The organism is Ancylobacter sp. (genome assembly GCF_965279025.1).
In the GTDB taxonomy this organism is placed as follows: domain Bacteria; phylum Pseudomonadota; class Alphaproteobacteria; order Rhizobiales; family Xanthobacteraceae; genus Ancylobacter.
Genome location: NZ_OZ257132.1, coordinates 3479339 through 3498112 on the forward strand (window position 1 = coordinate 3479339; position 18774 = coordinate 3498112).

General features: G+C 67.3%; 15 protein-coding genes. 9 read left to right on the forward strand and 6 right to left on the reverse strand.

The window, feature by feature from the left end; all coding sequences use genetic code 11:
• The first annotated feature begins 9 nt into the window (after positions 1–9).
• The 4 genes from ACQY76_RS16045 (at position 10) to ACQY76_RS16060 (ending at position 3303) form a co-directional block, all read left to right on the forward strand.
• The gene (locus ACQY76_RS16045) at positions 10–717 is read left to right on the forward strand and encodes an urease accessory protein UreF (RefSeq protein ID WP_428029723.1); all 708 of its coding nucleotides are present in this window, start codon (positions 10–12) and stop codon (positions 715–717) included.
• A gap of 15 nt (positions 718–732) precedes the next feature.
• The gene (gene ureG, locus ACQY76_RS16050; protein ID WP_428029724.1) at positions 733–1389 is read left to right on the forward strand and encodes an urease accessory protein UreG; all 657 of its coding nucleotides are present in this window, start codon (positions 733–735) and stop codon (positions 1387–1389) included.
• 141 nt (positions 1390–1530) lie between these two features.
• On the forward strand, positions 1531–2538 hold the full coding sequence (locus tag ACQY76_RS16055; protein WP_428029725.1) for an ArnT family glycosyltransferase: 1008 nt from the start codon (positions 1531–1533) through the stop codon (positions 2536–2538).
• Between the two features lie 57 nt (positions 2539–2595).
• Entirely contained in the window at positions 2596–3303 is a 708-nt protein-coding gene (locus ACQY76_RS16060; protein ID WP_428029726.1) for a hypothetical protein, read from the forward strand.
• Positions 3304–3313: 10 nt separating this feature from the next.
• On the opposite strand, the gene metC is transcribed toward ACQY76_RS16060, so the two are convergent.
• Positions 3314–4504, reverse strand: a complete 1191-nt coding sequence (gene metC / locus ACQY76_RS16065) for a cystathionine beta-lyase (protein ID WP_428029727.1) — start codon at positions 4502–4504, stop codon at positions 3314–3316.
• 283 nt (positions 4505–4787) lie between these two features.
• Between metC and ACQY76_RS16070 the strand changes: the two genes are divergently transcribed.
• The 4 genes from ACQY76_RS16070 (at position 4788) to ACQY76_RS16085 (ending at position 9312) form a co-directional block, all read left to right on the forward strand.
• Positions 4788–5810 (forward strand): amino acid ABC transporter substrate-binding protein, encoded by a 1023-nt coding sequence (locus tag ACQY76_RS16070; RefSeq protein WP_428029728.1) that lies wholly within the window; start codon positions 4788–4790, stop codon positions 5808–5810.
• A gap of 112 nt (positions 5811–5922) precedes the next feature.
• The gene (locus ACQY76_RS16075; protein WP_428029729.1) at positions 5923–7113 is read left to right on the forward strand and encodes an amino acid ABC transporter permease; all 1191 of its coding nucleotides are present in this window, start codon (positions 5923–5925) and stop codon (positions 7111–7113) included.
• 10 nt (positions 7114–7123) lie between these two features.
• Positions 7124–8500 carry an amino acid ABC transporter permease gene (locus ACQY76_RS16080; RefSeq protein WP_428029730.1) on the forward strand — a complete coding sequence of 459 codons (1377 nt, stop codon included), beginning with the start codon at positions 7124–7126 and terminating at the stop codon, positions 8498–8500.
• A gap of 14 nt (positions 8501–8514) precedes the next feature.
• A complete protein-coding gene (locus tag ACQY76_RS16085) occupies positions 8515–9312 on the forward strand; it encodes an amino acid ABC transporter ATP-binding protein (RefSeq protein ID WP_428029731.1) in 798 nt (265 codons plus the stop codon).
• Positions 9313–9395: 83 nt separating this feature from the next.
• On the opposite strand, the gene sseA is transcribed toward ACQY76_RS16085, so the two are convergent.
• The 4 genes from sseA to ACQY76_RS16105 form a co-directional block, all read right to left on the reverse strand.
• Entirely contained in the window at positions 9396–10259 is an 864-nt protein-coding gene (gene sseA, locus ACQY76_RS16090; protein WP_428029732.1) for a 3-mercaptopyruvate sulfurtransferase, read from the reverse strand.
• Positions 10260–10285: 26 nt separating this feature from the next.
• A complete protein-coding gene (locus ACQY76_RS16095) occupies positions 10286–10999 on the reverse strand; it encodes an alanyl-tRNA editing protein (RefSeq protein WP_428029733.1) in 714 nt (237 codons plus the stop codon).
• Positions 10999–12030 (reverse strand): cysteine synthase A, encoded by a 1032-nt coding sequence (locus tag ACQY76_RS16100; protein WP_428029734.1) that lies wholly within the window; start codon positions 12028–12030, stop codon positions 10999–11001. The genes ACQY76_RS16095 and ACQY76_RS16100 overlap by 1 nt, the downstream gene beginning before the upstream one ends.
• 75 nt (positions 12031–12105) lie before the next feature.
• A complete protein-coding gene (locus tag ACQY76_RS16105) occupies positions 12106–13554 on the reverse strand; it encodes a cryptochrome/photolyase family protein (RefSeq protein WP_428029735.1) in 1449 nt (482 codons plus the stop codon).
• Positions 13555–13700: 146 nt separating this feature from the next.
• Here ACQY76_RS16105 and ACQY76_RS16110 point away from each other — a divergent pair, with 146 nt between their 5' ends.
• A complete protein-coding gene (locus ACQY76_RS16110; RefSeq protein ID WP_428029736.1) occupies positions 13701–14513 on the forward strand; it encodes an SDR family NAD(P)-dependent oxidoreductase in 813 nt (270 codons plus the stop codon).
• A gap of 4 nt (positions 14514–14517) precedes the next feature.
• Here the strand turns inward: ACQY76_RS16110 and ACQY76_RS16115 are convergent, their stop codons facing one another.
• On the reverse strand, positions 14518–18771 hold the full coding sequence (locus tag ACQY76_RS16115; protein ID WP_428029737.1) for a translocation/assembly module TamB domain-containing protein: 4254 nt from the start codon (positions 18769–18771) through the stop codon (positions 14518–14520).
• Positions 18772–18774 lie beyond the last annotated feature (3 nt).

Below are 18774 nucleotides of genomic sequence, written 5' to 3' on the forward strand. Positions count from 1 at the left end.
GGGCAGGGGATGAGCGAGGCCGCCGCAGCGCCGCCCGGCGCCTCGCCCGACCTCCTGGCGCTGTTCGTCTGGCTCTCGCCGGCCTACTCGGTGGGCGCCTTTGCCTATTCGCACGGTCTCGAATGGGCGGTGGAGACGCAGGATGTTTCCGACCTGCCCTCGCTGACGGGCTGGGTCGACGACCTTCTGCGCCATGGCGGCCCGTTTGCCGATGCGGCTCTGCTGGCGCACGCCTTCGAGGCGACCCGCGCGGGCGAGGACGACCGGCTGCGCGAGGTGCTCGAACTTGCCTCCGCCTTCGCGCCCTCGCGCGAGCGGCAGATGGAGACGCTGAACCAGGGCGACGCCTTCATCGCCGCCACGCGTATGGCCTGGCCCGCGCCGATCTTCGAGCGCCTTGCCGCTCTCTGGGACGGGCGCGTCGCCTATCCCGCCGCCGTCGGCATCGCGGCGGCGGCACATGGCCTGCCGTTGCCGGAGACGCTTTCGCTGTATCTGAACGCCGTGGCGGCCAATCTGATCTCCGCCGCCGTGCGCCTCGTGCCGCTGGGCCAGACCGATGGCAACCGCGCGCTGGCCGCCGCGACGCGGGTGGTGCGCGACGTTGCCGTGCGCGCGGCGAATGTGCCGCTCGACCAGCTCGGCGGGGCGGCGCTGAAATCCGATATCGCGTCGATGCGGCATGAGACGCAGTACACGCGGCTGTTCCGAAGCTGAACAAGGGGAAATTCCATGGCGAGCGATAGCAGCGGCCCGCTTCGGGTCGGCATTGGCGGTCCGGTCGGCTCCGGCAAGACGGCGCTGATGGAGGCGCTGTGCCGCATTTTCCGCGAGCGCTACGACCTCGCCGCCATCACCAACGACATCTACACCAAGGAGGACGCGGAAATCCTCACCCGCGCCGGCGCGCTGCCGGCCGACCGCATCATGGGCGTGGAGACGGGCGGCTGCCCGCACACCGCCATTCGCGAGGACGCTTCCGCCAATCTCGCCGCCATCGCCGAAATGCGCGGGCGCTTTCCCCGGCTCGACCTGATCCTCATCGAATCCGGTGGCGACAATCTCGCCGCGACCTTCTCGCCCGAACTGGCGGACCTGACGATCTATGTGATCGACGTCTCGGCCGGCGAGAAGATTCCGCGCAAGGGTGGCCCCGGCATCACCCGCTCGGACCTGCTGGTCATCAACAAGATCGATCTCGCGCCTTATGTCGGCGCCTCGCTGGAGGTGATGGACCGCGATTCGCGGCGCATGCGTGGGCGCCGTCCGTTCGTCTTCGCCAATGTGCGCGCCGGTAACGGCGTGGCGGAGGTGGCGCGCTTCATCGAGGAGGCCGGCGGGCTCTCGGTGGCGGAGCCCGCGCTGCGGGACGACGTGGCGCCGGCCTGAGCTGGCGACGGTGGCCCTGTCGCGGGGCACCGTCGTCCCGTCGGCAACACTCGCGCAGATGATGCGCCGTGCAGGCGGCGGCCGATGGGGCGTCGCGCTTCCGTCTGATATGAGTTTGTCAGGCTGGAAGGGATTCCCTTGATGAAGTCACTGACAATGGGCCGCAAAGGGCGCTCCGCCCCGCTCTACACCAAGCGCGGCCCGCGCATTCCCGACCGGATCGTCGAGCTGTTCGACCATTTCTGCCGGACCGACCGGCGCGCCTGCCTATTTCTCGTCCTGCTGTGCCTGGTGGCGCTGCTGCCGGGGTTCTTTTCCATCCCGCCTGTCGACAGGGACGGAGCCCGCTTCGCGCTGACCAGCCGGCACATGGTGGAAACCGGCGATCTGACCGAGACGAGGCTCGGCTGGGAGACAAAGCGCACGCGCGCGCTGGGGCTGCACTGGCTTCAGGCCGGCGTGGTGAAGGCCGCCCAGCTGGTGGGCGTTCCGCAGGCGCCGACGCGCGTCTGGCTGTACCGGCTGCCTTCGCTCGCCGCCGCGATCGCCGCCGTTCTGCTGACCTATTGGGCGGCTCTGGCCTTCGCGCACCGACGCGCCGCCGTCCTGGCCGCGAGCCTGCTGGCGAGCAGCGTCGCGCTCGGCGTGGGCGGGCGCCTTGCCGTACCGGAAGTGTTCCTGCTCGCCTCCGTGGCGGCGATGATAGGAGCGACCGGCCGCCTCTATCTTGCCGAGCGGCAGAGCGACGGCGTCGGCGTCTGGCAGCAGACACCGCATGAGGCGAGACTCGCGCTGATTTTCTGGGCAGCGCTGGCGTTTGGACTGTTCACCAAGGGGTTGATGACGCCGGTCTATGTGCTGCCGCCGCTGCTGGCGCTGGTGCTCGTGGATCGTTCGGCGCGATTCCTTCAGCGCGCACGGTCCTATTCGGGGCTCGCGCTGCTGGTTCTGGTGGCTGCCGGCTGGTTCCTGCTGCGGCGCTACGCGCCGCCGGAGACGCAGGCGGAGTTCGTCGCGCGCACGATGCTCGGACCGGTGGCTGCCGACTATCAGGGATTCACCGGCCTGCCGGGCGTTTACCTGCTGCTGTTCTTCGCGCTGTTCTGGCCGGCGGCGCCGTTGGCGGCACTGGCCGCCCCCTTTGTCTAGAAGGCCCGGCGCAACAGTGCGATTCGCTTCCTGCTGGCCTGGGTGGTGCCGGTCTGGGTGCTGTTCGAGATCCTGCCCACCAAGATTCCCGCCTATGTCGCGCCCACCCTGCCGGCCATCGCCATATTGATCGCCATCGCCGTGGAGCGCGGTGCCCTCGCGCTCGGCAATATGCGGCTCACCCGCGTGCTGTGGCTGTGGCCGGTGATCGGTGCGGTGATCGCGGTGGCGGCGCTTCTGGGCATGGCGGTGTTCGACCGCTCGACCAGCGTCCTGGCCTGGCCGCTGCTGCTGCTCGGCTTCCTCGCGCTGGTGATCGCAGCGGCTTCGGTGCGCGATTATGGGGTCGAGAAATCCGCGCTGGTCGCCATTGTCGGCATGCTCGTCTCCGGCTTCGGTGTGATGCAGCTGGTGCTGCCGAACCTGGAGAGCTTCTGGATGGCGCCGCGCGTCGTGGCGGCGGTCGCGCGCGAATCGTGCGCCCCGGGCACGGGAAAGATCCAGGTCGGCATTGCCGGCTATAACGAGCCGAGCTTCGCCCTGCTGCTGCCGGACGCGCCGCGTTTTCTGGACGGTGCCGCGGCCGCCGATTTCCTCAAGGCCGGGGGAGGCTGCCGCGTCGTCTTCGTCGAGCGGCGGCAGGAGCGCGGCTTCGCCCGGCGGGCGGAGACGATCGGCCTGCGCATCCAGCGGGGGGCCGATCTTCGCGGCTTCGATTACAATGGCCTGCGCGAAGTTCGGCTCGCGCCCTACCACCGCGGCTGACGTTCCGGCGCTAGCGGGTGGCCGCCATCGCGGTGAAGCCGCTGTCGAGGTCGGCGATGAGGTCGGCCGGGTCCTCAAGGCCGATCTGCAGCCGGATGGCGGGGCCGCCAGGCGCCCAGCGCGTCGCGCTGCGGTATGTGCTGCAGTCGAAGGGAATGGCGAGGCTCTCGAAGCCGCCCCAGCTGTAGCCGAGCCCAAACAAAGCGAGGCTGTCGAGGAAGGCATCGACGGCTGGCTTCGGCACAGGCTGCAGGATGATGCTGAACAGCCCCGAGGCACCCTTGAAGTCGCGCTTCCACAGCGCGTGGCCGGGATGGTCCGGCAGAGCCGGGTGCAGCACCTCCCGCACCTCCGGCCGCGCCGCCAGCCAATGGGCGACCGTGAGTGCCGATTGCTGGTGCCGCTCCAGCCGCACGGCCATGGTGCGCAACCCGCGCGCCGCCAGAAACGCGTCTTCCGGCGCGACGGTGATCCCGAGGTCGCCATGGGTCAGTTGCACGCTGCGGAACGTGCGCTCATTGGCGGAGATCGTTCCGATATTGAGGTCGGAATGACCGCCGAGATATTTGGTGCCGGCCTGGATGGAGATGTCGACGCCAAAGTCATGTGGGCGGAAAAACAGCGGCGTCGCCCATGTATTGTCCATCAGCGTGACGATGTCATGCCGGGACGCGACGTCGACGATGGCGGGCACGTCCTGAATCTCGAAGGACTGCGAGCCCGGCGATTCCAGGAAGATCGCCCGCGTGTTCGGGCGGATCAGCTCGGCGATGCCGGCGCCGACCAGCGGGTCATAATAGCTGGTTTCTATGCCGTAGCGCGTCAGGACATGGTCGCAGATGCGGCGGGTTGGCTGATAGGCACTGTCGACCATGAGCAGATGGTCGCCGGCCTTCAGCACGGAAAGCAGCGAGACGCTGACGGCGGAGAGCCCGGACGGGGTGAGGACGACACCTGCACCGCCCTCTATCCGGGTGAGCGCGACCTCCAGAGTCTCGACTGTCGGATTGCCGCGCCGGCCATAGGTGTAGCGGCCGGTGTGGCCTTCGAGATCGGCAACGGTGGGGGACAGCACCGTGGAACCGCGCACGATGGGCGTGTTCACGAAGCCGTCATAGCGAAACGGATCGCGCCCGGCGAGCACGAGCTCGGTCTCGACCGAGAGGTTGCCGGAGCAGGTGCTATTCGTCGTGTTCGCCATGGTTGCAGCCTGTCTGACGTGCCTAATCAAAGGTCGCATAGGGAACGGAGCCGCTGCGCGTCGTCAAGCGCTTGACCGGACCGGATTGCGGCGCTCTGATGACGATGCGTCTACTACGGTGGTGCCCGAGGGGGTCTTTTGTGGCGCCGCCAGACGAAGGAAGTAGGCATGTCGGTTTGCTGGACGCCGTTGGCGGCATGCGAATTGCCTTTTCTGTCACTCGTGCCGCTCGCACCTTTGCGTCGGACACATCAGCTCCATCCGAATGAAGAAGGCTGCCATAATGAAACGCCTCCTCTCCACGTTCGCCCTTGCGGGTGCCATGGGCCTCAGCGCGTTCGGCGCGCAAGCCGCCACCAAGCTCGAGCAGGTGAAATCCAAGGGCTTCGTCCAGTGCGGCGTCAGCCAGGGGCTGCCTGGCTTCTCCAACCCCAACGACAAGGGTGAGTGGAGCGGCCTCGATGTGGAATTCTGCCGCGCCGTCGCTGCCGCGATCTTCGGCGATGCCACCAAGGTGAAGTTCACGCCCCTCTCCGCCAAGGACCGCTTCACGGCCTTGCAGTCGGGCGACATCGACATCCTGTCGCGCAACACCACCTGGACCATCACCCGCGACACCTCGCTGGGCCTGAACTTCACCGGCGTCACCTATTATGACGGCCAGGGCTTCATGATCCGCAAGGACAAGAAGGTGAATTCGGCGCTTGAACTGTCCGGCGCCTCGGTCTGCACCCAGACCGGCACGACGACCGAGCAGAACCTCGCGGATTATTTCCGCGCCAACAACATGACCTATGAGGTCATCGCCTTCGCCACCAATGACGAAGTGGTCAAGGCCTATGACGCCGGCCGCTGCGACGTGCTCACCACCGACCGTTCGGGCCTTGCCGGCGAGCGCCTCAAGCTGACCAACCCCGACGATCACATCGTGCTGCCCGAGATCATCTCCAAGGAGCCGCTCGGCCCCGTGGTCGCCCATGGTGACGACCAGTGGTTCGATATCGTGAAGTGGGTGCTCTACGCCCAGCTGAACGCCGAGGAACTGGGCGTCGATTCCAAGAACGTCGACGAGCAGCTCAAGAGCGCGACCAACCCCGAGATCAAGCGTCTCCTCGGCACCGAGGGCAAGTATGGCGAGGGCATGGGCCTAGGCAATGACTGGGGCTACCTGATCGTCAAGAACGTCGGCAATTACGGCGAAATGTACGACCGGACTGTCGGTCCCGACACCCCGCTGAAGCTCTCGCGCGGTCTCAACGCGCTGTGGAACAAGGGCGGAATCCAGTACGCCGCGCCGGTGCGCTGAGCGCACGTGAAACGAGAGGCTCCCGGTATTCGGGAGCCTCTTCGCTCTGGCAGAGCCGACATCAAGTTTGGCGCCGGAGACATTGGGGCCTCGTTTCGAGGCGAGGGGGACTATGACGGATTTGGCTGGGCCCGTCGGCGGGCGTGCAAAGAGTTCATTCATCAACGACCCGAAGGTCCGGAGCATCGGCCTTCAGCTGATCGCCCTGATCGTGGTCGTATTCCTTGGCTGGAGCTTCACGGAAAACGCCCGCGACAACCTCGCGGCGCAGAAGATTGCCACCGGATTCGGGTTCCTCGACAACACGGCCGGCTTCGGCATCAACCAGACGCTGATCCCCTACAGCGAAACCTCGACCTATGGCCGGGCCTTCCTCGTCGGCCTCCTCAACACCATTCTGGTCGCAGTGGTCGGCATCTTCCTCGCGACGATCATCGGCTTCCTTGTCGGCATTGGCCGCCTGTCGAAGAACTTCGTCGTGCGAACGATCTCGACCGTCTATGTCGAGCTGCTGCGCAACCTGCCGCCGCTGTTCCAGATCCTGTTCTGGTATCTCGCGGTGCTGAGCGCCATGCCGGGCCCGCGCGACAGCATCAGCCTGTTCGGCGAGGTGTTCATTTCCAACCGCGGCATCATCATCCCCCGGCCGATCTTCGGCGATGGGGCGGGGATGGTCATGTGGGCGATCGGGCTTGCCGTGCTCATCGCCATCCTGTTCGGCCATTGGTCGGCGAGCCGCCAGGCGGAGACGGGGCAGCGCCTCCCGGTGCTGTGGATCAATCTCGCCCTGATCATCGGCCTCCCGCTGGTGGCGATGATTGCCACCGGTTTTCCGATCGTCTTCGAGGCGCCCGCACTGAAGGGGTTCAATTTTGTCGGCGGCGTGCGGGTCATTCCCGAATTCGTGGCGCTGACCGTGGCGCTGGCGACCTATACCGCCGCCTTCATCGCCGAGAATGTGCGCTCAGGCATCCAGTCGGTCAGCCACGGCCAGTCGGAAGCGGCGCACTCTCTGGGCCTGCGCCACGGGCAGACGCTGCGGCTCGTGATCATTCCGCAGGCCATGCGGGTGATCATTCCGCCCCTCACCAGCCAGTATCTCAACCTCACCAAGAACTCGTCGCTGGCGGTGGGCATCGGCTACCCCGACCTCGTGGCGGTGTTTGCCGGCACGGCGCTGAACCAGACCGGGCAGGCCATCGAGATCATCGCCATCACCATGAGCGTCTATCTGGTGCTGTCCATCATCACCGCGACCATCATGAACGCCTACAACAAGCGCGTCGCGCTGGTCGAAAGGTGAGGGCCCGCGCATGAGCATGACCTTCGACGACGGCACCTTCATCCGCAACGAGATGGTGGAGCCTCTCCCGCCGCCCCGGCAGCGTATCGGCGCCGTGGCATGGATGCGCGAGAACCTGTTCTCCGGCGTCTTCAACACCATCCTGACCGTTCTCGGCATCCTGCTGGTGGTGATGGTCGTTCCACCCTTTGTCCGCTTCATGTTCATTGACGCGGTGTGGACCGGCGAAAATCGCGAAGCGTGCCTTGGCCCCGAGGTCGGCGCCTGCTGGCCGTTCATCAAGGCCAAGTTCGGCCAGCTCATCTACGGTTTCTACCCGATCGACCAGCGCTGGCGGGTGGACATCGTCTTCGCCGCCGGCGCGCTGCTGCTGGTGCCGCTGCTGGTGCCGAGCCTGCCGTTCAAGCGGGTGAGCGCGTTCCTGTTCTTCGTGGTCTACCCGGTGGTGGCCTTCGTGCTGCTCACCGGCGGCAACATCAACGCCTCGGCCTTCCTGCTGGAACGTTTCGGCCTGATCCGGGGGCTGGTCGGCGACGGCCAGATCGGCGGCGTTAACCTCGCATTCTGGGTTGATTACGGGCTGACCGCGCTGCTCGTTATAGTGGCAATCGGCGGCTTGATCGCCCTGCTCGGCGGCAGCGGTCGCTCCGCCGCCCTGACGACCTTCTGGGTTTTCCTGGCGCTCGGGCTGCTCATCTTCGCCTGGGACGTCGATGTCGGGCTCGAATATGTGGAAACCCGCCAGTGGGGCGGCCTGCTGGTCACGCTGGTGATCGCCGTGACCGGCATCGTCGCCTCACTGCCGCTCGGCATCCTGCTGGCGCTCGGGCGGCGTTCGGAGATGCCGATCGTCCGGCTGCTGTCGGTGGTGTTCATCGAGTTCTGGCGCGGTGTGCCGCTGATCACCGTGCTGTTCTTCGCCACCTACATGCTGCCGCTGTTCCTGCCGCAGGGCACCAATCCCGACGCGCTGCTCCGCGCGCTGGTCGGTGTCGCCCTGTTCTCCGCCGCCTATATGGCGGAGGTGGTGCGCGGCGGCCTGCAGGCGATTCCGAAGGGGCAGTATGAGGGCGCGATGGCTGTCGGGCTGACCTGGAGCCAGATGATGCGCCTCATCATCCTGCCGCAGGCGCTGACACTCGTCATTCCCGGCATCGTGAACAGCTTCATCAGCCTGTTCAAGGACACGACGCTGGTGCTGATCGTGTCGATCTTCGACTTCCTCGGCCAGCTCCGCGCGTCCTTCACCGACCCGAACTGGGCGACGCCGGTAACGCTCTACACCGGCTTCGCCTTCGCCGGCGTGGTCTACTTTCTCTTCTGCTTCGGCATGTCACGCTACTCGCTCTTCGTGGAGCGGCGGCTGAACACCTCTCACCGGCATTGACGGAGACTTGCGGTATGTCCGACCTTCATTCGATCGTCCCGAGCGACGCTCTGCCTGCCGTCCACACGCCTCCCGGACGCGAGGTCGCCGTCGACCTCGTCGGGGTGCACAAATGGTATGGCGAATTCCACGTCCTCAAGGACATCAATCTCAAGGTGCATCGCGGCGAGCGCATCGTGATCTGCGGGCCTTCCGGTTCCGGCAAGTCGACGATGATCCGCTGCATCAACCGGCTGGAAGAACATCAGCAGGGCTCGATCGTGGTCGATGGCATCGAGCTGACCAATGATCTCAAGCGGATCGACGAGATCCGGCGTGAGGTCGGCATGTGCTTCCAGCACTTCAACCTATTCCCGCACCTCACCATCCTGGAAAACCTGACGCTGGCGCCGATCTGGGTCCGCAAGATGCCCAAGAAGGACGCCGACGAACTGGCGATGCACTTCCTCACCAAGGTGAAGATCCCCGAGCAGGCGCATAAATATCCCGGCCAGCTCTCCGGCGGCCAGCAGCAGCGCGTCGCCATCGCCCGCGCCCTGTGCATGAAGCCGAAGATCATGCTGTTCGACGAGCCGACCTCGGCGCTCGATCCGGAAATGGTCAAGGAAGTGCTGGAGACCATGGTGAGCCTGGCGGAAGAGGGCATGACCATGCTCTGCGTGACCCATGAGATGGGCTTCGCGCGGCAGGTCGCCAACCGGGTGATCTTCATGGATGCCGGGCAGATCATCGAGATGAACGAGCCGGAAGCGTTCTTCTCCAACCCGCAGCACGAACGCACACGGCTCTTCCTCAGCCAGATTCTGCACTGAGCCGACGCGCCACGAACAAAGGCCGGACCGCGCGGGCGGTCCGGCCTTTGTCATTTATCCGGCATTTGGGATCGCCGAAGGCGTCAGTCCGCCGGCCCGGTCGCCACCGGCCGATCGGAGGCCCCCCATTCGGTCCAGGACCCGTCATAGAGAGCCACCGGCGGCGCCCCGATGGTGTCCAGCGCCAGCCAGAGAATCGCCGCCGTGACCCCCGAGCCGCAGCTGGTGATCACCGGTTTCGCCGGGTCGATACCGGCGGCCTCGACCGCCCGGCGGATGGTGGCGGCATCGGCCAATCGGCCGTCCTTCACCAATTCGGAAACCGGCAGGTTGCGCGCGCCGGGAATGTGACCCGGCCGCACGCCGGCGCGGGGTTCCGGGGCCTCGCCGCGAAAACGTTCGGCCGGGCGCGCGTCCAGTATCTGCGCCCGGCGATCCGCGACCCGCGCCGCGACGTCGTCGATCGAAGCGACCCAGTCATGGTCGAGAGTGGCGTCGAAACGGGCGGGAAGATAGGGCGCCTCGCCGGATTCCGTTGGTCGGCCCTCGGCGAGCCATTTCGGAAAGCCCCCATCGAGAATGGCGACGTCCACGGCGCCGAAGGCGCGCAGGGTCCACCACACGCGCGGCGCCGAGAACAGGCCTTCGGTGTCATAGACCACGATCTTCATCTGCCGGCCGATGCCGAGCGATTCCATTGCCGCCCGGAACAGCGTCGGCGAGGGCAGCATGTGCGGCAGGGGGCTCGCGACGTCCGAGACGGCATCGATGTCGAAGAACACCGCGCCGGGAATGTGCGCCTTGAGGAACTCCTCGCGCCCCTTCCGCCCGGTCGCCGGCATGTGCCAGGAGCCGTCGACGATGACCAGGTTGGGCGCGCCCAGATGCGCGGCGAGCCATTCGGTGGAGACAAGGCGGCTGGTGTCAGGCGGTTCGCGTTCGGGCATCGAGCACTCCAGAGCTGCGCGCGGCGTCAGGCCCAGGCCAGCCGCACGCGGCGGTTCTGCTGGCCCTTCTTCTCAATCTTGGTCACCTGCACGGCGCCGATCTCGTCCAGGCCACGTACATGGGTGCCGCCGCAGGGCTGCAGGTCCAGCCCCTCGATCTCCACAAGGCGCACCTTGCCGCTGCCCATGGGCGGCTTCACGGCCATGGTCTTCACCAGGCCGGGATTGGCGAGGAGCTCGTCGTCGGTGATCCAGCGCTCGCTCACCCGCGCGCTGGTCGCGATCATTTCGGCGAGCCGGGCGGTGATCTCGTCCTTGTCGATGCCAGCGTCGGGAATATCGAAGTCCAGCCGGCTCTCCTCCTCGCCGATCGAGCCGCCGGTAACGGGAAAGGGCAGGGCGACGGAGAGCAGGTGAAGCGCCGTGTGCATGCGCATGCGCTTGTGGCGGGTTTGCCAGTCCAGCCGCAAGGTCACCGCTTCGCCCGGCTCGGGCAGTTCGCATCCGCTGGCGAGAACGTGGATGACGTCGACCTTGGAAGGGCTGTACAGGGCCGTCTCTATGGCGATCTCGCAACCATCGGCGCGCAGCAGCGTGCCGCGATCGCCGGGCTGGCCGCCTGCCGTGGCATAGAACACCGTGCGGTCGGTGACGATGCCGCCCTCCGGGGTCACCGCCGTCACGACGGCAGAGGTTTCCTGGCAATAGGCATCGTCGCGGAAGAGAAGGAGGGTAGCCATTAGACCAGTACGCTGGGAACGTCGACGCTGCGCTCGAGCCAGCCCGGGACGGGCAGGCCCTTCTCGCGCAGGAAGACCGGGTTGAAGAGCTTGGATTGATACCGGGTGCCGTAGTCGCACAGCACGGTGACGATGGTATGGCCGGGGCCAAGCTCCCGGGCGAGGCGGATCGCCCCGGCGACATTGATGCCGGACGAGCCGCCCAGGCACAGGCCTTCATGCTCGAGCAGGTCGAACACGATCTGCACCGCCTCCGCATCGGGAATCTGGTAGGCGGCGTCGACCGGCGCGCCTTCCAGATTGGCGGTGATGCGCCCCTGGCCGATGCCTTCGGTGATGGAGGAGCCCTCGGATTTCAGCTCCCCGGTGGTGTAGTAGCTGAACAGCGCCGCGCCGAAGGGATCGGCAAGGCCGATCTTGATCGCCGGGTTGCGCTCCTTCAGGGCGATGCCGGTGCCGGCCAGCGTGCCGCCGGTGCCGACGGCGCAGACGAAGCCGTCGACCTTTCCGTCCGTCTGCGCCCAGATCTCCGGGCCTGTCGTCTCGATATGGGCGAGGCGGTTGGCGACGTTGTCGAACTGATTGGCCCAGACCGCCCCATTGGCCTCCGACGCTGCCAGCGCCTCGGCCAGACGGCCGGAAACCTTCACGTAATTGTTGGGGTTGGCATAGGCGACGGCAGGGACCTCGACCAGCGTGGCGCCGGCAAGGCGAAGCATGTCCTTCTTTTCCTGGCTCTGCGTCTCGGGAATGACGATCACCGAGCGAAACCCCAGCGCATTGCCCACCAAGGCGAGGCCGATGCCGGTATTGCCTGCGGTGCCCTCGACGATGACGCCGCCGGGCCGCAATTGCCCGCCCGCAACCGCATCCTGGATGATGAACAGGGCCGCCCTGTCCTTCACCGACTGGCCGGGATTCAGGAATTCAGCCTTGCCCAGAATAGTACATCCGGTGGCTTCGGAGGCGCGTTTGAGCTTGATGAGCGGCGTGTTGCCGATCGCCTCGACGAGACCGTTGCGAATGTCCATGGTGCTGATTTCTTTTGCCGTTTGAAGGCCCCCGAAGGTAGTGATCCACGCTTGCCTCGGCAACCGGGTTGCGCGCTAATCCCCGCGAATGCGCTGAAATCGTTCAAGCGCGCGCTGGCGTGCCTGCGCGTGGTCGACGATCGGGCGCGGATAGTGTTCGCCCAGCACGATGCCGGCCTTGCGCAGCACGTCCGATGGCGCCTCCCACGGCCGATGAATGAATTTGTTCGGCAGCGCAGCCAGCTCAGGGACGAAATTTCGCACATAGTCCCCGTCGGGATCGAATTTCTCGCCCTGCGCGACAGGGTTGAAGATGCGGAAATAGGGGGCGGCGTCGGCGCCCGAGCCGGCCACCCATTGCCAACTCGCCGGGTTGTTGGCGGGGTCGGCATCCACCAGCGTATCCCAGAACCAGTCCTCGCCGCGGCGCCAGTCCGTGAGGCCATGCTTGATGAGGAACGAGGCCGCGACCATGCGCACGCGATTGTGCATCCAGCCGGTCTGCCAGAGCTGGCGCATGCCGGCATCGACAAGGGGATAGCCGGTCAATCCGCGCCGCCACGCCCGCTCGAGCGCCGGATTATTTGTCCATTCGAACGCATCGAAGCGCGCATTGAAATTGACCCGCACCAGATCGGGGAAATGGAACAGCAGGTGATAGCTGAACTCGCGCCAATAGACCTCACTGACGAACTTCTCGGCGTCGCGCGACGAGGCCTCGCCTGCCGCCTCGGCGTGCCGCACGGCGGCCAGCGCCTGATGGGGCGAGAGCTCGCCGAAACGCAGATGCGGCGACAGGCGCGAGGTCGAGGAAAGATCGGGCCGGTCGCGCCCTTCGGCATAGCCGTGGAGCCCGCCATCGATAAAGGCTGAGAGCTCCGCGCGCGCACCGTTCTCGCCCGGTGTCCACGCCCGGCGCAGGCGGCCCGCCCAGTCGGGCGCGCTTGGCTCCAGCGCCCAGTCCCGCAACAGTTCGCTGTCCGGCGCGGGGGCGAATGGCAGCGCCGCCGGGGCGCGCACAGGCGTGCGGACGGGCTGACCCATCGCCCGGCGGTAAAAAGGTGTGAACACGCGGAAGGGTCCGCCCGACTGCGTCTTCATGGTCCAAGGCTCGTGCAATAGATTGCCGCCAAACGTCTCGACGGTCAGCCCACGCGCGGCGAGGGTTGCTTTCAGAGCCGTGTCGAGAGCGATCTCGGCAGACCCGTAGCGGCGGTTCCAATACAGGGCGTCGGCACCAACATCCTCGGCGAGCTGCGGCAGCAGATCGCCCGCCGCGCCCCGCCGCAGGACCAGCCGCCCGCCCTTTTGCTCTAGGGCGGCCGCAAGCGACGCCAGCGAGCGGCCCAGCCACCACCGCGCGGCGCCACCCAGCGGGCGGATGCCGTCGCTTTGCTCGTCCAAGATGAACACCAGTATCAGGGGGCGCCCGCTGGCCAGAGCCGCGTCCAGCGCCGGATTGTCGTCGAGCCGCAGGTCGTCCCTGAACCAGATGAGCGCAGGGCGGTCGGGGGAGGTGGGCATGCGGGTGTTCCTGGCGATCGGCGAGCTTTTACGAAACAGCATGCAGAAGCGATCAGCACGGCTGGCGCAACCTCTCACGATTTAATAATTATGCTCATCATGAAACAGCGGCCGCCGCTTCGGGGTCGCGGCAATGGAGACGTAAGATGAGCAACCTTTCCCGCGGCACCGCACTGGTCACCGGCGCCTCCAGCGGCATCGGCAGGGTTTATGCCGAGAAACTCGCGCAGCGCGGCTATGACCTGCTGCTCGTGGCGCGCGACCGCAGCCGCCTCGATGCGCTGGCGGCGGCAATCACCGGCGCGACCGGCCGCCGGGTGAGCGTGCTCGCGGCCGACCTTTCGCGGGCGGAAGGGGTCGAGGAGGTCGCCGCCCGGATCGCCTCGGACACGGAGATCAGCCTGCTGGTCAACAATGCGGGCATGGGCACCGAGGGCCCGGTGGTGGGCGCCGATGCCGGAAAGATCGACGTCATGGTGCAGCTCAACATCGCCGCACTCACCCGCCTCTCGGTCGCCGCCGTCAATGCCTTTTCCGGGCGCGCCGTAGGGACGCTGATCAACATCGCCTCGGTCGTCGCTCTCGTGCCGGAGGCCTTCCCCGGCGCCTATGCGGGCACCAAGGCTTATGTGCTGGCTTTCACCCAGTCGCTTCACAGCGAACTCAAGGACAGCCCGCTGCGCGTTCAGGCCGTGCTGCCGGGCTACACGCAGACCGAATTCTTCGACCGCGCCGGGATCGATGCCGCTGCCGTACCGTCTGAGCTGGTGATGTCGCCGGAGGACCTCGTCGAGGCCGCCTTGCGCGGGCTGGAAGCAGGCGAGGCGATCACCATTCCTTCGCTGCCCGACATGGCGGCCTGGCAGTCGGTGGTGGATGACCGCATGCGGATGGTGCCCGGCCTGTCGCTGCGCCGTCCGGCGGCGCGCTACGGGCTCGAAGAGGCCGTGCCGGCCTGAGCCTTCAGTAATCCCACTGCGCGCCGATGCCGACCTCGGCCGCGCCATCGGCGCCCGTCGCACCCTGCAGGCGGATGTTCTTCGTCACATCCACATCGACCGTGACGCGGCTGGACCCCGAGGAGGTGCCCTGCCGCACGCCGAGATAGATGTTGTCGTTCAGCCGGCGGCCAATGCCAACCTGGCCGCCGGTTCCCTCCGCATCAGTGCCCAGCTCAAGGCTGTCCACGCCGAGCGAGCGGCGTACGTTTTCCAGCGCATTGGTGCCGCCGGAGAACTGCGCCACGGCCTGCGCAAGCTGGATCGCCTGGCCGCCGTTCAACGACCCGGCGGAGCGGCCGAACAAAAGGCGGGCAATCACCTCATCCTGCGGCAGCGTCGGGGTGGAGGAGAAGCTGACCACGGGACGGGAGGCCGGGCCGGAGACCAGTACCCGTGCGGTGATGTCGGTGCTGGTGGTCTCGGCGATGAAGTCGAGTTCCGGATTGGTCGTGCCGGTGAAGGTGATATTGCCGCGCGTGAAGGTCAGCCGGCGCCCGCCGAAATCGAATGAGCCGCGGCGAAGCTGGAAGGCGCCGAGCGTCACCGGCGCCCGGGTGGTGCCGCTGAGTTTCAGTTCGCCGCCGAGTTGCGCCTCCATGCCGAGGCCGCGCACATAGACATTGTTGTTCGGGGCCGACAGGACGAGGTCGAGGGCGATGCCGTTGCGGGTGGGCCCCGGGGCCTGCTGCTGGCGCTGCACCGTCGGGCTATTGCGCTTGAACTCGGCACTGGCATTGACGTGGCGGACATTGAGGTCCTGTACGCCACCCGGGAAGCGATCCGGGATGTTGATGTCGAGCGCGCGCAACACCAGGCGGCCGGTGAGGCGCGGACCGTTCAGGAAGGCGCCTTCGACACCCAGCCGGCCCTCCGCCACCAGGCGCATCAGGTCGCTATTGACCAGCGCGGCGTTGACGAGATCGAGATCGACCCGCCCGGGATAACCGGCGGAGGGATCGAGCGCGACATTGCCGCGCCCGGTGATGCTGCCGCCATTGGTGGTCGCGGCGCGGAAACTGGTGATGGTGACCGAGCGGTCGGTGCCGGTGAGTACCGCCTCGATATTGCTGAGCGCCACGCCGTTTACGGAATCGTCGAAGCGCGCGCCGCTAATGCGCACCGTTCCGCCGGCACGCGGCGCAGCCGCCGTGCCACGCAACGTGGCGTCGACATTGGCGTTGCCCGTGACCCGCGCGCCCGTCGTCGACAGCATGGGGTTGGCGATGGCGAGGTTGATGGCGCCGCGCAAGGCGAGATCGAGTTCGCCTGCTCCCAGCGGCACCGAGCCATTGACCGTGAAATTCTGCACATTCTGGCCGGCAATGGTGGCACGCAGCTGAGCGCGTCCGTTGCCGAGAGTGCCGTTCGCGGTGATGTCGAACGGCCCGGCGCCGGAACTTGTGAGGTCGGGATTGCTCAGCCGCGTGACGCGGAGCTCATAGGTGCCGGTCGGCGCTGCGGCCGTGCCGCCGATGCGTGCCGTGCCGGCCAGCGTGCCCGAGAGGTTAGTACCCGGCGCGACAAGGCTGAGGAGCGAGAGGGGCAGGGCGCGAAGGTCCACCGCGAGGTCGAGCCTGTCACCGGCGCTGCCCGTCACGGTGGCGGTGCCGCCGCCGGCCGTCAGAGCCAGCCGGTCGACCGCGACCGTGCCGTTCGACAGGGTGAAAATGGCCGGCGCGTTCAGGGCGGCATTCAGCCCCGGTCGCGCGGCGGTGAAGCGGTCCAGCCGAAGCCGGGCGCCGTTCGTCTCCGGCTCCAACCGGCCGGCGGCGCGCAGATTGGTGCCCTGCGCGAGCGCTTCAAGCGTCAGATCGGTCCCCGAAGCGGTGCCATTTGCGCGCAGTGTGGCCGTCTCCACCGCGACGCCGGACACATTCAGCGCGCGCAGATCGGCTGAACCGTTCAGCAGCGGCACACCCAGCAGGTCGCGGACGCTGCCATTTATATCGGCCGAGCCGATCGACTGGCCGAACCCGCTGAGCCGGTTGGCCGTGGCCCGCACATCGGCGTTCTGGCGACCCTCCGTGGCGCTGAGCGTCACATCGGCATTCAGCGCCCCCGCCATCTCGGTGAGGGCCAGGGCCGCGATATCGGCCAGTTCGCCGGCGACGATCGTCAGCTGTCCGGCGACGAGGCCGGCCGGATCGAGCGCGAGATCGCCACGCGCCGTCACCGAGCCGATGGCAAGATCGAGCCCCGAGAGCCGGCGCGTGCCGTCCGGCAGGCTGGACAGCGAGGCGGTGCCGCGCGCCGGCTTGCCGCCGACATCGCCGCTGAGGTTCAAGGTGCCCGCGACATCCCTGGTGATGTTGGATGCGGTAATGTCGAGCGCCAGATCGCGGACCGAGCGCCCTTCAGCCACGCCATTGGGCACCAGCAGCGTCGCTTTGACATTGAGAGCGTCGAGGGTGCCCGAGAAGGCGGCATTGGCCTGCAGCCCGCCGCCGAGGCGCGGATCGATCCGCGCGAGGTCGTCCAGCGTGAGCGCGGCGGTCAGATCGGCGAGATCGGTGGCGATGCGGCCATTGATTGTCGCCGCCACGCCTTCCGCGTCGATCTTCAGATTGTTGACGGAGAGGGCGTTGGCGCCGTCGCGGGCCAGCGCACCGTCGATCGCTATCGCCCGCCCGACCAGTGCGTCGACCCGCTGGATGCCGGTTTCCAGTCCCTGTGCGCTGCCCTTGAGCTGGGCGCTGGCGCGGCTGAGATCCGTGGAGGCGGAAAGCCGCGCGTCGAGCGTGGCCGTGCCGGCGAGGGGCCGGCCCGCCAGGGGCGAGAACGCGGCGAGGTTAAGCCGGCTGATCGCCAAATCGCCATCGATGGCGCGCTTGTCGGCGGTGCCGGCGAAGCGGGCGGAAATGGCGGCCAGTTCGGCGGACGCGGCCTCCAGCATGGCCTCGCCATTCGCCGGCAAGGTGCCGGTGGCGGTAAAGCGGCCCTGCGTGCCCAAAGCCGACGCGACCTGGGGGTCGGATGCGGAGAGCCCTTCCGCCGTCCCGTCAACCGAGAAGGCGAGCGCGCCGGAGGGATCGGGGATGGTGCGCAGCGTGGCCGCAAGCAAGCCGGCACTGTAGCCTAGGCCGGTGAGTTGCGTTGCCGTGATTCGCGCGTCAAGGGCAGGGCTTCGCAGCGCGCCCTTCAGCGTTCCGGCGAGGCCGAACTGGCTCCAGCCGACACCCGGCGAGAGCGCTGCAAAGCGCGCCGCATCGCCGAGCGTCGCCTGGAAGGCGAGGTCGGCCTGCTCGCTCGCGTCGATGCTGCCGCTCAGCGTCGCCTGGAAGCCGGCCGTGCGGGCGGAGAAGGTCTCGATGGTCAGATTCCGGTCGGAATCGACGAGTGCTGAGCCGGCTAATTCACTTCGCCCCTCGAAGAGTGACGAAATATTTGCCGGCAAAATATTGGCGATATCGGCGTCGATGGCGAAGTTCACCTTATGCACACCGGCAACGGCGCGGATCCCCGCAGCGCCGCTGGCTTCCGCCTTGTCGCCGACCGTGAGGCGCAGATGGCCATCCCACGCGTCGAGCGGACCGGCGCCCTTCAGCGAGGCGGCGATCTCCGGCAGGCCCTCGAAGCCGGCGGCGCGCGCCATCAGCCCACCGGCCGGCTCGCGCGCAGCAATGTCGAGATCGAGGCGGCCGGTGTCGGGTGCGTAGCCGGCTGATCCGTTCAATGTGCCGGGTGCATCCAGCCGTTCCAAAGCGAAAGTGGCCGACAGGCCCTGTGCCAGCGACGAGACATCCGCGGCGCCGTTCAGCGACAGGCGCGCGGCATGGTCAAGCACCGGCTCGGCCAGCACGATCTCCGGGATCGAGAGGCGCTCGACCCGCACGGGCAGGGCGAAGCCGGTGCTGGCCGGGTCCGAGGCCGGGGAGGGCGGCAGGTGGGGGCGGCGGTCGAGCGTGACGCGCTCGGCACCAAGGGATGTGACGTCGACCCTGCCGGCCAGTAGTGCCAGCGGCCGCCAGTCGAGGCGTGCGCCCTCGATGCTCGCGAACGGGCCCTGCGCGTCGGCGAGTTCGACGGTGTCGACGCTCAAATCGAACGGAACAAACCCGCCAAGGCCGCGAATGGTCACTGTCAGGCCGGGAGAGGAGGCCAGCGAGGAAGCGAAATTGGCCAGCAGCGCCTTGCCGGGCGGGGTCTGCAGCGCGCCGAACGCCGCCGCCAGCAGCACCAGCAGCGAGAGCAGGGTTACGCCGATGATCTTGAGCATGCT

Bases quoted from the DNA above. Each gene is read 5' to 3' on its own strand.
- ACQY76_RS16095 (WP_428029733.1), bottom strand. From the start codon at position 10,999: ATGGCTACCCTCCTTCTCTTCCGCGACGATGCCTATTGCCAGGAAACC.
- ACQY76_RS16055 (WP_428029725.1), top strand. From the start codon at position 1,531: ATGAAGTCACTGACAATGGGCCGCAAAGGGCGCTCCGCCCCGCTCTAC.
- sseA (WP_428029732.1), bottom strand. From the start codon at position 10,259: ATGCCCGAACGCGAACCGCCTGACACCAGCCGCCTTGTCTCCACCGAA.
- ACQY76_RS16100 (WP_428029734.1), bottom strand. From the start codon at position 12,030: ATGGACATTCGCAACGGTCTCGTCGAGGCGATCGGCAACACGCCGCTC.
- ACQY76_RS16070 (WP_428029728.1), top strand. From the start codon at position 4,788: ATGAAACGCCTCCTCTCCACGTTCGCCCTTGCGGGTGCCATGGGCCTC.
- ACQY76_RS16115 (WP_428029737.1), bottom strand. From the start codon at position 18,771: ATGCTCAAGATCATCGGCGTAACCCTGCTCTCGCTGCTGGTGCTGCTG.
- ACQY76_RS16105 (WP_428029735.1), bottom strand. From the start codon at position 13,554: ATGCCCACCTCCCCCGACCGCCCTGCGCTCATCTGGTTCAGGGACGAC.
- ACQY76_RS16080 (WP_428029730.1), top strand. From the start codon at position 7,124: ATGAGCATGACCTTCGACGACGGCACCTTCATCCGCAACGAGATGGTG.
- ACQY76_RS16075 (WP_428029729.1), top strand. From the start codon at position 5,923: ATGACGGATTTGGCTGGGCCCGTCGGCGGGCGTGCAAAGAGTTCATTC.
- ACQY76_RS16110 (WP_428029736.1), top strand. From the start codon at position 13,701: ATGAGCAACCTTTCCCGCGGCACCGCACTGGTCACCGGCGCCTCCAGC.
- ACQY76_RS16045 (WP_428029723.1), top strand. From the start codon at position 10: ATGAGCGAGGCCGCCGCAGCGCCGCCCGGCGCCTCGCCCGACCTCCTG.
- metC (WP_428029727.1), bottom strand. From the start codon at position 4,504: ATGGCGAACACGACGAATAGCACCTGCTCCGGCAACCTCTCGGTCGAG.
- ACQY76_RS16085 (WP_428029731.1), top strand. From the start codon at position 8,515: ATGTCCGACCTTCATTCGATCGTCCCGAGCGACGCTCTGCCTGCCGTC.
- ureG (WP_428029724.1), top strand. From the start codon at position 733: ATGGCGAGCGATAGCAGCGGCCCGCTTCGGGTCGGCATTGGCGGTCCG.